This window comes from Streptomyces sp. NBC_00239 (assembly GCF_036194065.1).
GTDB lineage: Bacteria > Actinomycetota > Actinomycetes > Streptomycetales > Streptomycetaceae > Streptomyces.
In genome coordinates this window covers 8,335,350-8,349,200 of record NZ_CP108095.1, presented here as the reverse complement: position 1 = coordinate 8,349,200, position 13,851 = coordinate 8,335,350, and the positions used below count along the sequence as shown (strand labels likewise).

10 protein-coding genes are annotated in these 13,851 nt (G+C 72.0%); 8 read left to right on the top strand and 2 right to left on the bottom strand.

Going from position 1 to position 13,851, the window contains the following annotated elements; translation table 11 throughout:
* Positions 1-63: 63 nt before the first annotated feature.
* Positions 64-1,038 carry a helix-turn-helix domain-containing protein gene (locus tag OG764_RS36965; protein ID WP_328972711.1) on the top strand — a complete coding sequence of 325 codons (975 nt, stop codon included), beginning with the start codon at positions 64-66 and terminating at the stop codon, positions 1,036-1,038.
* 96 nt (positions 1,039-1,134) lie between these two features.
* Positions 1,135-1,449, top strand: a complete 315-nt coding sequence (locus OG764_RS36960) for a hypothetical protein (protein ID WP_328972710.1) — start codon at positions 1,135-1,137, stop codon at positions 1,447-1,449.
* Between the two features lie 114 nt (positions 1,450-1,563).
* Here OG764_RS36960 and OG764_RS36955 read toward each other — a convergent pair whose 3' ends face one another.
* Both OG764_RS36955 and lat read right to left on the bottom strand, forming a co-directional pair.
* A complete protein-coding gene (locus tag OG764_RS36955; protein WP_328972709.1) occupies positions 1,564-3,126 on the bottom strand; it encodes an aldehyde dehydrogenase family protein in 1,563 nt (520 codons plus the stop codon).
* Complete coding sequence (gene lat, locus OG764_RS36950) at positions 3,123-4,502, bottom strand: L-lysine 6-transaminase (RefSeq protein WP_328972708.1); 1,380 nt, start codon at positions 4,500-4,502, stop codon at positions 3,123-3,125. The genes OG764_RS36955 and lat overlap by 4 nt, the downstream gene beginning before the upstream one ends.
* Before the next feature lie 388 nt (positions 4,503-4,890).
* On the opposite strand from lat, the gene OG764_RS36945 reads away from it, so the two are divergent.
* From OG764_RS36945 to OG764_RS36920, 6 genes are read left to right on the top strand one after another with little or no spacing between them, the layout of a single operon-like run.
* Positions 4,891-5,919 carry a TauD/TfdA family dioxygenase gene (locus OG764_RS36945; RefSeq protein WP_328972707.1) on the top strand — a complete coding sequence of 343 codons (1,029 nt, stop codon included), beginning with the start codon at positions 4,891-4,893 and terminating at the stop codon, positions 5,917-5,919.
* Positions 5,916-8,906 carry an AMP-binding protein gene (locus tag OG764_RS36940; protein ID WP_328972706.1) on the top strand — a complete coding sequence of 997 codons (2,991 nt, stop codon included), beginning with the start codon at positions 5,916-5,918 and terminating at the stop codon, positions 8,904-8,906. Before OG764_RS36945 ends, OG764_RS36940 begins: the two co-directional genes overlap by 4 nt.
* Before the next feature lie 60 nt (positions 8,907-8,966).
* Complete coding sequence (locus tag OG764_RS36935) at positions 8,967-9,911, top strand: thioesterase domain-containing protein (protein WP_328972705.1); 945 nt, start codon at positions 8,967-8,969, stop codon at positions 9,909-9,911.
* On the top strand, positions 9,887-11,110 hold the full coding sequence (locus OG764_RS36930) for an MFS transporter (protein ID WP_328972704.1): 1,224 nt from the start codon (positions 9,887-9,889) through the stop codon (positions 11,108-11,110). The genes OG764_RS36935 and OG764_RS36930 overlap by 25 nt, the downstream gene beginning before the upstream one ends.
* Positions 11,097-12,470 carry a hypothetical protein gene (locus OG764_RS36925; protein WP_328972703.1) on the top strand — a complete coding sequence of 458 codons (1,374 nt, stop codon included), beginning with the start codon at positions 11,097-11,099 and terminating at the stop codon, positions 12,468-12,470. The genes OG764_RS36930 and OG764_RS36925 overlap by 14 nt, the downstream gene beginning before the upstream one ends.
* 35 nt (positions 12,471-12,505) lie before the next feature.
* Positions 12,506-13,828, top strand: a complete 1,323-nt coding sequence (locus OG764_RS36920; protein ID WP_328972702.1) for a hypothetical protein — start codon at positions 12,506-12,508, stop codon at positions 13,826-13,828.
* Positions 13,829-13,851 lie beyond the last annotated feature (23 nt).

Below are 13,851 nucleotides of genomic sequence, written 5' to 3'. Positions count from 1 at the left end.
GGCGGGGCCGCGCGCTGCAAGCTGAGGGAAGCGGAGGAACGGCAACACGGGAGGGCGACAACGATGCTGGAGGTACTCGGGCTCGACGAGCGCACGAGCCGCGTCTACGAGGCCATGGTCTCGCAGCCGGAGTCGACGGTGAGCGAGATCGCCGCCCACCTCGCGGTGGCCCCGGACGAGGTCCGGGGCTCCCTCGACACCCTGGCCCGCATGTCGCTGCTGCGTCCCGCCGACGATCAGCCGGAGCGGCTGCGCGTGGTCAATCCCGCCGTCGGACTGTCGGCGCTGCTCGCCGGGCAGGAGGCCGAGCTTGCCGAACAGCACGCCCAGTTCGCCCGGACGCGCAGGGAAGCCGCTCGGCTGGCTTCACGCTGGACGGCCAGCCACGCGCCACACGGGTCGGTCGAGCTCCTGGAGGGCGCGGAGGAACTCCGGCGTCGCCAGGCCGAGCTGACCCAGGAGGCGAAGCACGGTCTGGTGTGGCTCCTGCCGGGTGGCTCCCAGGACGCGGATGTGCTGGCCGCAGGCCGGGACACGGCCGAGCAGTGCCTGCTCCGCGGTGTGCGGATCCGTGCCATGTTCACCACCAGCGCCGTGAACGACCCTGCGACCAGCGCGCACGCGCACTGGCTCGCGGCAGCAGGCGCGGCGGTCCGCCTGGCCCCCGCCCTGCCGACCCGCCTGACCGTCTGGGACGACCGGGCCGCCCTGGTCCCCGCCGAGTCGGGAGCAGATCTGCGGACGGGCCTGGTCCTGACTGCCCCCGGTCTCGTCACCGCCCTCGCCGCCCTCTTCGAGGCCGTGTGGGACGATGCGGAGCCGCTGGCGCTGCACACCGCCGAGGTCCGCAGCGCCGACCCGCAGGACCTTCAGCTCGTACGCTTCCTGCGGTCCGGACTCACCGACGAGGCGATGTCGCGCCAGCTCGGCGTCTCCGTGCGCACTACGCGCCGGATGCTGGCCGGTCTCTACACCCGCCTCAACGCCCGCTGCCGCTTCGAAGCCGGTTACGAGGCCGCCCGGCGGGGCTGGTTGTAGACCACGAGCTGCCGCGGCTGGCATTTCGCTGCCTTGGCAGCAAGCCCGCGCCGCCGGAACGAGACACGGCACGCCCACAGGCGTCACCCTCTTGGCATGTACTCCATTCTCATCCGGCTGCGCCGCCCCCTCTGCACCGGCGGGCGTGCCCGGAGCGCCGACGTCCTCCGACGGCGATTGATGACCGCTCCCGTTCCGGGGGTGGAACACGTCAGTCTGGAGCCGGTCTCCGACGGGGCCGACGGCATCGTCTTCGTCTGCGCGCCGGACATCCCCGAGGCAGTGCGGACCGCGCGCATCCTGTGCGAATCCGTACTGGCTGCAGAGGGCTTCAGCGATTGGCGGCTGACGACATGCCAGGCGGATGTACTCAACGTCAGCGGACTGTGGCTGCCCGCGCACGCGGGATGAGCGCGCAAGACAGAGGCCGTCAGGGGCAGGTCGTCTCGGCCGGCCGGAGGCCGCACATGCAACGAGGCCGCAGCCCATGGGGCTGCGGCCTCGTCCGTCCCTACCTCCGGCGCATCAGCCGGGCAGCCGGTAGTCGAGGTCGGCCACCGTCTCGGCGGTGTCCATCTGTGCCTTCTGAAGCCGGCCGGAATAGTCCCAGTTCATGGACTGCCACCGGGTGAACTGATCGAGCACCCAGATGCCCGACTGCCTCGACCCGTTGCCGGACCGGCCGTTGCCCCCGAAGGGCAGGTGGGCCTCGGCACCCGAAGTCGAGTTGTTCACGCTGATCATTCCGGCCCGGACACGGCGCCGGAAGGTGAAGGCAGTGCGCGCGTCGTTCGTGTAGACGGCCGCCGACAGGCCGTAGCCCGGTGCGTTGGCCAGCTCCACCGCCTCGTCGAACTCCCGGTAGGTGGTCACGCCCACCAGCGGCCCGAACGTCTCCTCGCGGAAGATCCTGTCGTCGGGACGGACACCCGAGACCACGACGGGGTGGTAGTACAGTCCCGCCTGCGCGTCCCCGGCAAAGCCGGCGCGGGGGTTCTCCGCCGTGATGCGACCCGGCCGACCAGTGCCGTGCAGGGTGTGGTGGGGGCGGATCCAGCCGAGGTACTCCTCGAAGCGGTCGGCGAAGCGCCGGTCGAGCAGGGGCCCGTACAGCACCGGTCCGGTAGGGTCGCCGACCACCGCGGCGTCCACCGCCGCAGTGAACCTGCGGAGGAACTCCTCCGCGACGGACTCGTGGACGATCACGCTGCCCAGAGATGTGCAGCGCTGGCCTGCGGAACCGAAGCCCGAGAACAGCGCGCCTTCGACGGCCAGATCGAGGTCGGCATCGGGGGCCACCACCAGGGGGTTCTTGCCCCCAAGTTCCAGGCAGGGCGACTGGAGGTGACGACCGGCCAGCTCCCCGATGCGGACACCGACCTCGGACGAGCCCGTGAAGCCGATCTTGTCCACGGTGCCCTCGGCGAGGGCCTTCTCAAGTCCGGCGAAGGTCTGCTCGCCGTCGGCGTGCACGATGTTGAGCACGCCCTCGGGCAGGCCCGCCCGGCTCAGCAGTTCGTAGAGCGCCGCCGCGCTGGCCGCCGCGTATTCGGCCGGCTTCCACACCACCGCGTTGCCGCACAACAGGGCCGGCACGATGTACCAGGCGGGGACCGCCACCGGGAAGTTGCCCGCGGTGACGACGGCGACCACACCCACCGGTTCCCGGAAGGTGAGCAGCTGCTTGTCGGGCATCTCGCTGGGCACGGTCTGTCCGTACAGGCGTCGTCCCTCGCCGAGGAAGAAGTCACAGGTGTCGACGATCTCCCGGACCTCGCCCAGGGCTTCGGCGTAAGGCTTGCCGATCTCCCGGGTGACCAGTCCGGCCAGCCGTTCGGCGTTGGCCTCCACGAGGCGCCCGGCGGCGGCGATGGTACGGCCGCGCACGGGTGCGGGGGTGTCGGCCCACGCGCGCTGTCCGGCTGCGGCGGCGGTGCAGGCCGCGGCGAAGCCTGCTGCGTCGGCGAGCTCGACCTCGGCCACGGCATCGGCGAGCCGGGCCGGGTTGCACGAGGTGCGGGTTCCTGCCGTGCGCTCGCGCGGCAGCGGCCTGCCGGCCACGACGGAAGCGACGGTGCTGGTGCTCACAGCTGTCCCTCCGAAGCCATCCGGGCGAGGGTCCGGTCCAGAGCGGAGACCGCGAGGTCGAGTTCGGCCCGCGAGATGTTCAGCGCCGGCCTCGCCCGCACCGTCCGTTCGCCGCTGGGCAGCACCAGGACCCGCTCCTCTTCGCGCATACGGCGGACGACTTCGTCACGCAGCTCGCGGGTGGGCACGTCGAAGGCACACATCAGGCCGCGTCCGCGCACGTTGTCCATGGCTCCCGGGTGGCCGAGGGCGACCCTCCGGAGCCCGGTGACGAAGTGCTCGCCGGCCTCGGTCGCGCGCGGTATGAGGCAATCGCGTTCGATGACCTCAAGGAGCCGGGTGGAGCGGACCATGTCGACGAGCCCGCCACCCCAGGTGGAACTGATACGGCTGCCGACCCGGAAGACGTTGTCCGGCACGTCGTCGACGCGGCGGCCGGCCATGATGCCACCGACCTGGGTCTTCTTCGAGAAGGCGACGACGTCGGGCTTGAGGCCCAGCTGCTGGTAGGCCCACGGGGTGCCGGTCAGCCCGGCCCCGGTCTGTACCTCGTCGACGACGAAGAGCGCGTCGTGGCGGTGACAGAGTTCCTGCATCGCCTGCAGGAACTCCGGCCGCATGTGGTTGTCACCGCCTTCACCCTGGATGGGCTCCGCGATGAAGCAGGCAATGTCGTGCGGGTGGGCGTGGAACGCCGCTTCGGCCTGGGCGAGGGCGCGGCGCTCCGCCGCCTCCACCTCGGCCAGGTGCTCGGCGAGCGGGAACCGTACGGCCGGCACCTCGATCCGCGGCCAGTCGAAGGCCGGGAAACGATCCGTCTTGCTGGGATCGGTGTTGGTCAGGGACATCGTGTAGCCGCTGCGGCCGTGGAAGGCCTGCGTCAGGTGAAGCACCCGTTGGCCGAGCCGGGGCGAACGGCCGTGTGCCTCGTTGTGGCGGCTCTTCCAGTCGAACGCGCACTTCAGCGCATTCTCGACGGCGAGGGCGCCACCCTCGACGAAGAATAGGTGCGGCAGCTCGGGGTCTCCGAGCACACGCTTGAACGTCTCGACGAACTCGACCAGGTACGTGGTGTAGGTGTCGCAGTTGGCCGGTTTGTTGACACCCACCCGGGCGAGGCGGTCCATCATCTCCGGGTCCTCGACCACATCAGGCGGATTGATCCCCAGCGGGCTCGACGCGAAGAACGTGTACATGTCGAGGTATGCCTCGCCGTTCACGGCGTCCACGAGCCAGCTTCCGTGACTGCGTGCCAGGTCGAGGACCATCGGGAAGCCGTCCACGAGCATGTGTTCGGCGAGCCGGGCGTGCACGTCGGCCGGCCGGATCTCCGCGGCACTGACGGGCGCTGTTGCGAAGGGGGTCGCATCAAGCATGAACGTTCCTCCAGAAATGGGCCGCCCCGCGGAGCGGGTCACGGATGCAGGGGGGTCGGACGGCGCCGACGGCGGGCCGCGGGGATTCCCGGCACGGCTCCGGTCTGCCGCCGACCGTAGCCCAGGGGCGAACCGGCCCGGCCGGGTACGCGATGGCATTCCGCTGCCCTGGCAGAGGGCGGCCACCGAGAAGTGATGACGCCCGGCGACGAAGCACGGCACAGTCTGACGACGAGACGAAGCGACCCGCTTCGAGGAGCCGCTCCGGCGACGGTGATCCCTCCGGATCCGGCTCCCGCTCGGTCCCCCCGACCGCCCGTCCCGGCCAGAGCCGACGGGCGGAGGCGGAGGCGGACCGCCCAGGACATCCGTGAAGGAGAGCAAACCCGTGCCCATCGGCAAGTTCGCCCGGCTCGAATCCGGGTCACCCGGCGGAGCGACCGCAACGGACCTCGTGCGTCGCACGGCCTACAACGAGCGGCAGCTGCCGCTGGCCTTCGAGGCAGACGCCGATGTCGACCTGGCCGCCTGGGTCCGTGAGCACCGTGAGGAGCTCCGGGCCGACCTGCACCGCCACGGCGCGCTGCTGTTCCGCTCGCCGTCGAAGCCCGACTTCAACGCCGTGGTCGAGGCGTTCAGCGGCCGACTGGTCGACTACCAGGGCGGTGCCGCCATCCGCAGCCGCGTCGGCAAGACCACGTACACCGCGAGCGAGTACCCCGAGGAACTCGACATCCGGCAGCACAGCGAGTTCTGTTACTCGCACGACTGGCCGATGCTCCTGTTCTTCCAGTGCGACATCGAGCCACGCGACCGGGGGCAGACGCCCCTCACCGACAACCGCGCGCTGATGCGGGCCATCCCCGAGGACATCAGGCGGCAGTTCGCCGAGCGCGAGCTGCTCTACGTACGCGGTTACGGTTACAACCGCACGTGGCAGCGTTCGTACGAGACGGAGAGCCGCTCGGCGGTCGAAGAGCTCTGCCGCGCGGAGGGCCGCACGGTCGAGTGGATCGGCGACGACCAGCTGCGGACCTCCGAGCGCCGGCCTGCGGTCGCCCGCCACCCCGTGACGGGTGACGAGGTGTGGTTCAACTACGCCCACGGTTTCCACATTTCGCGCATGGACAGCGGCATCCGGGAGGCCCTGTCGACCGCGCCGGACGACACCGACGAACAGCTGTGGCCCAACAACGTGTTCTGGGGCGACGGCTCGGAGATCGACGCGGACACCATCACGGTGGTCAACGACGTCGTCGAGGAGCACACCGTTCAATTCGACTGGAGGGAGGGCGACATCCTCATCGTGGACAACATGCTCGCCGCACACGGCCGTCGTCCCTTCAGCGGCCCCCGCCGCATCCTCCTGAAGATCGCCGAATCGTACGCCGAGACCATGCACGGAGCACAGGCATGACCATCACCGACACCTCTACGGCCCAGGTCTACGACCTCAGTCCCCTGCAGCGCTCGGCTCTCGGCGCGGGCGACCGCCGCCTTACGCTGCGCGTGCGGGTGCCCGCCGCCTCCGCTGCGCTCCTGGCTGAGGCGCTCAGCGCGGCCCTGGCCGCGGCGCCGGTGCTCACTGCCCTCCCCTTCGACGTCCCCGGACTGCGCGTACCGCGGCAGCAGAGCGCCGGCTCCCCGCAGTGGACGACGACGGCCGACGGCGTGCGGGAGCTGGAGGGCGGAACGTTCCGTGCATCCGTGGCCCACTCCTGGGACGGACCGCTGCTGACCCTCTCGTGCAGCGCGCTGTTCGCAGATCCGGCCTCGCTGTCACTGCTTCTGGCGGACGTCGCGAGCCGACTGGCCGGTACCCCGGCCGGCACCACAGGGGATCTCGACTTCCTGACGGTGGCCCAGGGGCACAGCGCCATGCAGCGCGAGGGCGAGCTGCGCGAGGAGGCCCGCTTCTGGTCCGCCCGTCGCCATGCCGCGCCGACGGACGTCCCGACCCTCACCGAGGTCTTCCCCTCGGCAGGCCCCACCACCGGCACGGGCGGCAGCGGCGACATGGCCAGGGAGCGGATCCTGGACCCGGAAGAGTGCGCGCTGCTGCGGGAGCTCTCGGAGCGGGCCGGGACCGGCGTCGCCGAGGTGGCCCATCTGGCGCTCGACACCGTGGTGCAGCGACTCGGGCTCGGCGCACACGCCCTCGGCCTGCGCTGCGACGCCCGCGAGGTCATGGGCGTCGGCACCCTGACCGGACCGCTCACCCAGACCGTCGTCACCGGTTGGACGCTCGACCTTCGGCAGCCGGCGAGCGCCGTGCTGCGCGAACGCGGGGACGACCGCGCCGAGTTGTCGGAGATGCTCGGCGGACCGGCCCTGACCGGTGACGCTCCCCGGCCCGCCCTGGTCTTCGACCCGGTCGGTGTGCCGGAACTGCCGGACGGCTGGTACCTGGACCGGTGGTCCGCGCCCGTCGACGGTGAGGTCACCCTGTCCCTGCGCACCCACGGGGCAGCCTGGCGGCTGCACGCCGAGTCCTGCGCCCCGAAGAGCGCCGGGCAGCTGCTCGACATGCTGATCACCCTGTGGGCCGGGGTCCTCCAGGACCTCGCGCACCGGCCCGCGCAGCCGCTCGGATCCCTGCACCTGGTGCCGCGCAAAGAGGCCGCCGCGATCGCCGAAGGCCTCGGCGACCGCAGTGCACCGGACACCCCCGCCTCCCTGGCCGCCAGCCTCATGGTCCATCTGCGCGAGCAGCCGGACGCTCCGGCGTTCCGGCACGGCGACCGTACGTTCACGTACGGCGAACTGGGGGCCCGTGTCGCGGCGCTGTCGGCGGCGCTGCACGACGTGTCCGCCGGCGACGTGGTCGCCGTGCTGGCCGACCACGAATTCGACCTGCCGGCCGCGAAGCTGGCCTCCCTGTGGCGCGGTGCGGCGTTCCTGCCGCTGTCCCCGCAGGAGCCGACCGCTCGGCTGGCGGACGCTCTGGAGTGGTCGCAGGCCACCGTGGTCCTGACCGGCGCGGGCGCGCCGCAGGTGGCCCTGCCGCACGGCTGTCGGGCGGTGCCGATGGCAGATGTCGCCACGGCGCCCGAGGGCGTCCCGGGCGATCCGCTGCCGGTCGATGCCGACGCGGCCGCATATCTGCTGCGCACCTCGGGCTCGACCGGGCTGCCCAAGCTCGTCCAGGTGAGTCGGTCGAGCCTGGACAACTACCTGTCGGCGATGGCCGGTACCTTCCTGGCGGACGAAGCGCCGCTGCCCGTGCTGTCCAGCCCGGTCTTCGACGCAAGCTTCAAGCAGACCCTCGGCGTCCTGTACCGCGGCGGGTGCGTCTGGCTCCCGGCGGCGGACCGTCTGGACCTCTCGGCGGTCCGTGCCGAGCTGGCCTCCGCCGGTGCACCGATCTCGCTCAACTGCGTGCCCAGCTACGTGTCCGCCCTGCTCGACGGCGGCGACGCCGCGGCGGAGGGCACGGAGCCACTGCGCGTGGGCCGCTTCCTCCTGGGAGGCGAAGCACTCGACGAGCAGCTCGTGCGGCGCATCTGGCAGCGGTTCCCGCAAGCCGAAATCTGGAATCTGTACGGACCGACCGAGGCGACCGCCACGGCGACCGCCGGCCGCCTTGAGCCCGGCGGGGACATCCACGTCGGCGAGCCGATCGCGGGGGCCGGGCTCGTGGTGGTCGACTCCGCGGGCGCGGTTCTGCCGCGCGGAGTGCGCGGCGAGGTGGCAATCACCGGGCCGGGGCTGGCGCTCGGCTATCTGACGGGGCACGAGGGCGCGTCCCCGTTCACCGAGGTGGAGCTGGCGGGCCGGCGCTTCGCCGCCTACCGCACGGGGGACATCGGGCACCTCGACAGCACCGGCACGCTGCGGGTGGCCGGCCGCCGCGACAGTCAGGTCAAGCTCAACGGCTGGCGCATCGACCTGCGGGAGATCGAGCGGGTCGCGCTGCGCGCCGAGGGCGTGCTCGATGCGGCGGCCGTGGTCGACCGGCGGGACGCCGAGCACCGCCTGCGGCTGTTCGTGAGGGGGGCGGTGGAGGCCGACACCGTCTCGCGGGTCCTGCACGAGAGCCTGCCCCGCCCAATGGTCCCAGAGTCCGTCACCGTGCTCGACCGCTTCGTGGCCACGGTCTCCGGCAAGGTGGACCGGCAGGGGCTGCTGGCCTTCGCCACCACGGGCACGGAAGCGGACCCTGCGGCCTACGACCCCGAGGAGCTGCTGGTCGCGACGGCCTGGAAGCGGCTCGTCGGCAGCGGATGGCCGCACCCCGAGGAGGAGTTCTTCGCCTCGGGCGGGCATTCGCTGCTGCTCGCGCGCCTGGTCAACCAGCTGCGCTCGCAGGGCCACGACGCCCTGTCGCTCCGCCAGGTCGTTCGGCGGCCGACCGTGGCATCGATCGCCGCGCTGATGCGGGCCGGGTCCGCGGTCCCGGCCTGAACCGCTCCCGCCCCGTGGGCCGGACCGCCGTCCGGCCCACGGCGGGCCACCGACGAGGAAATGACGACTGTGCTCGTAGACACCATCAATGCTGCGCCGGCCGGGACCCTCCCGGACACAGGGAACCTCCTGCCGCTGCGGGACATCGGGCGGGGCCGGACGATCGTCTTCGTCCACCCGGCGGGGGGCGGGGCGGGCGGGTTCCGCAGACTGCTTCCCCATCTGGACCCGTCCTGGAACGTGTTCGCCTACGAGGCGCTCGAACCGGGTCCGCCGGACCGGTGCTCCCTCCCCGCGATCGCCGAGGACTACCTCGCCGCACTGGACCGGGTGGCCTCGCCGGCCGGTGCGGTGCTGGCCGGCTGGTCCTTCGGCGGCGCGGTCGCCATGGAGATGAGCCGTCGGGCGGAGGCCGCCGGCTGCCCGCCCGACGCGGTGGTCCTGATCGACAGCGCCACCCCCGACGTGCTCGCCGGCCGGGACCGGTCCGCGCACGCCGAGATCGCCGGGCTGTTCGGCGTGGAGCTGGCGGACGCCGCCGGGGCGGACGAGGAGTCGGCCCTGGCCGAGGTCGCCGCCGCCTTCAACCGGGCCACGCCCGGTGCACGGATATCGGCGACGGACCTGGGTCCGTTCGTCGACGTGTTCCGCTGGCACCTCGACGCCGTGCGGCGGGAGTGGCCCGATGCGGGCTGCACCGCCCCCTGTTTCCTGGTGCGCGCGGCGGACGAGAAGGGCTGGGCGGCGACGGGAGCTCCCGAGGACCTCGGCTGGAGCCGTCTGCTGGCCCGAGAGGTGACGTACCGGAGTTCCCCCGGGACGCACCACTCGGTGTTCTCCGAGGCGAACGCTCCCGTGCTGGCCGGCGTCCTGCAGGACATCGTTGCGGGACTGGGCGGCGGGGCTCGCAGGCGCCGGGCGGCCGACTTCTCCCGGCTGCTCGCCGGGCCGGCCGGGACACCCGACGGGAGGCCCGGCCAGTGCGCCCGTTCCGCATCCTGCTGACCTCGTTCTCCTTCTCCACCTTGGCCGACGGTCTGACCGCCGTGCTGCTACCGCTCATGGCGGCCGCGGCCTCCCGGTCGCCGCTGGACGTGGCGCTGGTGTCCGTGGGCCGCGCGCTGCCATGGACCCTGCTCGCGCCGGTGGTGGGCGTGTGGGTGGAGCGCGTTTCCGTCCGCACGGTACTGCTGTGGGCCAGCGCGTGCCGGATGGCGGTGCTCGGTTCCCTGCTGCTCGTCTTGGCGGCCTCCGGGCCCCGTATTCCGGCGCTGGTCGTCGCGGCCGCCGCGCTGGGAGTCCTTGAGGCCTTCTACGAAGTGGCTGCCCAGAGTTCCACGCCGTCGATGGTCGGGCCCGATGGCTTGGTGGCGGCCAACGCCAAGCTGACGGCAACCGAACTGATCATGAGGAGCTTCCTCGGGCCCTCCGCCGCCGGCGTGGTCGCCGCCCTCAGCCTGCTGACCGTCACCGGTGCCGGCGCCGCGCTGTACGGAGTGACGGCGCTGGTCATGCTGGCACTGCCGGCGATCCCCGCAGCCGCGTCCGGGCCGCGGCGCGACATCCGCGGCGAGGTCGTCGAGGGCATGCGCTTCCTGCGGCGCGATCCCCTGCTGGTGCGCTTCGTCGCCATGACCGCCTGCAGCGCGGTGGCGTACGCCGGCTGGATGCCCGTCTTCACCTTGTACGCACTCGCCCCGGGCCCGGTCGGGCTGACCGGCGCGGGCTTCGGCCTCGCCATGTCCGCCGCCTCGCTCGGCGGTCTGGCAGCCACGGCCCTCACCCCGCGGCTGCCGGACCGACTGGCCCCGATGCGGGTCCTCACCGGCACCGTCGTCCTGGGCACGCTCGCCCTGGCGGTGCCCGTCGTGACGGCCCGTCCGGTCCCCAATGCCTGCGCACTGATGGTGTACAGCGCGTCCGTGGTGACCTGGAACATCATCACCGTCTCCTACCGGCAGCGCGCCGCACCGGCCGGGATGCTCGGCAGGATCAACGCCTCGTACCGGGCCCTCGCCTGGTTCCTGGTTCCGCTGGGCCCGCTCGTCTCCGGGCTCGTGGGCACGCTGCTCGGGCTGCGCGCGGCACTGCTGCTCTGCGCGGCCGTCTCCGGCGCGGCCCTGTTCTTCGTACCCGGCACGCTCAGGAACGCCGGCGCTCTGAACCGCTCCGCCCCTCGGAAGGACATCCATGACCTTGTATGACCGCTTCGCACGTTCCTGGGACGAACGGCTCCTGGCCGACCGGGGTGCTGCCGGCCGGCCGGCAGCCATTGCCCGGGGCCTCGAGGAACGACTCGCCGACAGCATGTACCGGCATCCCCAAGGGCCGGTGCCCCTGCGTCCCGTCCTGCTGCCGACGGCGCTGGCAGAGGAGATGCGCACCGTCGGTCTCCGGCTGCTGGAGATCCTGCGACGGGTCGCCGCGGCCCGCACGAGCAGCGTCTTCGAGCTGGCGGACCTGCTCGGCTACCGCCGCCCGGGGGTCTGCATGCTCACTGAGGACGCGGCCTGGAACGCCTCCGCATTCCAGATGGCGCGCCCCGACATCGTGGTGAGCGCAGGCGTCGTCCGCGTCGTGGAGTGCAACATCATGAGCGCTGTCGCCGGCCCCGAGCAGGTGACGCGGATCGACCGGTACTTCCGTGAGGTGTACGGCCCCGGCGACCCCGTCGCCGACACGTCGGCACTGCTGGTCCCCGAGGTGATGCGGCCACGTCGCGAGGTGGTCCGCGAGGTGGCCCGCGACCGCGGTGTGGAGCGTCCGCGGGTGGCGGTCCTGGGCTGGGACCGGGGCACTGGTTTCGGCTCCGCGCAGTACTTCGGTGATGTGGTGGAGGACTTCGAGCGCAACGGCATGGCCGCCGAGTTCGCCGTGCCCAACGACCTGGAGTCGGATGGCACTTCCCTCCGGCACCAGGGCCGGAGGATCGACGTGGCACTGCGGATGTTCGTGTCCGCGGATGCTCCGCGGGCCGACCTGGACATGTCCGCCCTGCACCACGCCATGCTCGCCGACAGCGCCATCACGCTGTCGCCTGAAGTGGCGGACGTCTATTCCAGCAAGAAGCTGCTGGCCTGGGCTTCGGAGGCGGCCGAAGAGATGCCGTCGGCCGACCGGGACTTCCTGGACCGGCACCTGCCGTGGACCAGGCTGCTCGTCGACGGCAAGGTCAACCGGCAGGGCCGCACGCACGGTCTGCTCGACCTGCTGATCGACGAGCGGGAACGGTTCGTCATCAAGCCCTCCGACCAGCACGGCGGGGAGGGCATGACGGCGGGGGCGGACACGGATGCCAATGCGTGGGCCGCGGCGGTGGAGCGGGCGGTGCAGGACGGCTCGTACATCGTGCAGGAGTTCATGCGTCCGGACCCGCTCCCGGTTCCCGTCCTGCGTGCCGCGGACCAGTCGGTCGAAGTCGCCCGCGTCGCCTCGGTCTTCGGTCCGATGCTCATGGGCGGTCAACTCGGCGGCATCCTGGCCCGCCACACCGACCGCGCCGACACGACCATGGTCAACGCCATCGGCGGAGGCGTCATGAACACCTGCTGGATGACCCCGTGAGCCGGACCGGCTCCGCGCGCCGTGAGGAGATCACCATGCTGGACACCTGGGACGAGGTGGCCGACGACCGCGACAGGGCCCGTGTACGGAACGAGCCCGGCGATGTCGCGCGGCGGATCCGGCACGCGCTGCGCGGGCTGCCCTTCACTCCGGACGAGGTCCTCACCCCTGTGCAGCCGATCGCCCTCGCGGACGGTGCACGACACCGGATGGAGCAGGCAGCCGTGGGCCTGGTACGGCTGATCGAGAAAGTCTGCTGGTCCCTGTCCGAGGACCCAGTGGTGCTGCGGGACCTGGTCGGGCTGACATCTGGGCAGGTGCCCCTCCTCAACGCCGGCGGCGCCGGGGCGGAGCGGTCCCGCGCAGGCCTGCTGGCCCGGCCCGACGTCGTGTTCGAGAACGGGCGGCCCCGGTTCCTGGAGTGCAACTTCGGGACGGCGGACATCGGCCCGGTGGTCGCGCGCCACCTCACGTCGGTGTACCGGTCGCTCTACCGGACGGCCGAGGCCCGGCTCGGGCGGCCCGGCACGCACGAGCCGTACGCGGGCAGGGCGCGCCTGTTCCGGCGGCTGTGCGAGGAGCGCGGCATGCCCCCGAAGGTCGCCGTCGTCGGCACCATGCGGGAGGAGAACGTCGGCGACTCACGGTACTTCGAGACCGAGGCGCGCTACCTGCGGGATCACGGCTTCGCCTCCGAGTTCTTCGAACCGGAGGAATTGGAGGGCAGCGGGGCCGAATGGCCGGTGGTCGTCAACCACTTCATCGCGGCCGAATGGCAGCGGATGGGCATCTCTCTGGAGGTCGTGCAGCGGCTGCATCAGGAGTCCGTGGTGATCGCCCCGGATGCCGGCATGCTGCTGTCGAGCAAGCTGGTGCTGGCCTGGCTGTCGGCCGGCCGGTTCCGGCTCACCGCCGAGGAGGAGGCTCTCGTCGCGGAGTCCGTGCCGTGGACCCGGCGCCTGGAGCCGGGTGCCGTCGTACACGACGGACGTGAGCAAAGCCTCCCCGAGCTGGCCGTCCGCCGGCGCGCGGAGCTGGTCCTGAAGCCGGTGGGTGCCTTCGGGGGACGGGACGTCGTACTCGGCCGCTCGGTCGACCCGGCCCAGTGGCGGTCCCTGATCGAGGCGGCAGTGACGGCGGGGACGCACATAGTCCAGGAACTGGTGCGGCCGGATCCGATGACCGTGGCCTTCCACGACGCGGCCACGGACCGGCTGGTTCGCCGCCCGGTGTCCTACGTCCTGGGCCCCTACGTGGTGGATGGCGCACCCGCCGGATACATGGTGCGGCACGCCCCTTCCGAATCGCCCTCGGTGGTGAACTTCGCCCGTGGCGCCTCGTTCAACCTCGGCCTGTGAACCCTCCCGCCGAGCGAGGGGAG

Bases quoted from the DNA above. Each gene is read 5' to 3' on its own strand.
- OG764_RS36965 (WP_328972711.1), top strand. From the start codon at position 64: ATGCTGGAGGTACTCGGGCTCGACGAGCGCACGAGCCGCGTCTACGAG.
- OG764_RS36960 (WP_328972710.1), top strand. From the start codon at position 1,135: ATGTACTCCATTCTCATCCGGCTGCGCCGCCCCCTCTGCACCGGCGGG.
- lat (WP_328972708.1), bottom strand. From the start codon at position 4,502: ATGCTTGATGCGACCCCCTTCGCAACAGCGCCCGTCAGTGCCGCGGAG.
- OG764_RS36940 (WP_328972706.1), top strand. From the start codon at position 5,916: ATGACCATCACCGACACCTCTACGGCCCAGGTCTACGACCTCAGTCCC.
- OG764_RS36935 (WP_328972705.1), top strand. From the start codon at position 8,967: ATGACGACTGTGCTCGTAGACACCATCAATGCTGCGCCGGCCGGGACC.
- OG764_RS36925 (WP_328972703.1), top strand. From the start codon at position 11,097: ATGACCTTGTATGACCGCTTCGCACGTTCCTGGGACGAACGGCTCCTG.
- OG764_RS36920 (WP_328972702.1), top strand. From the start codon at position 12,506: ATGCTGGACACCTGGGACGAGGTGGCCGACGACCGCGACAGGGCCCGT.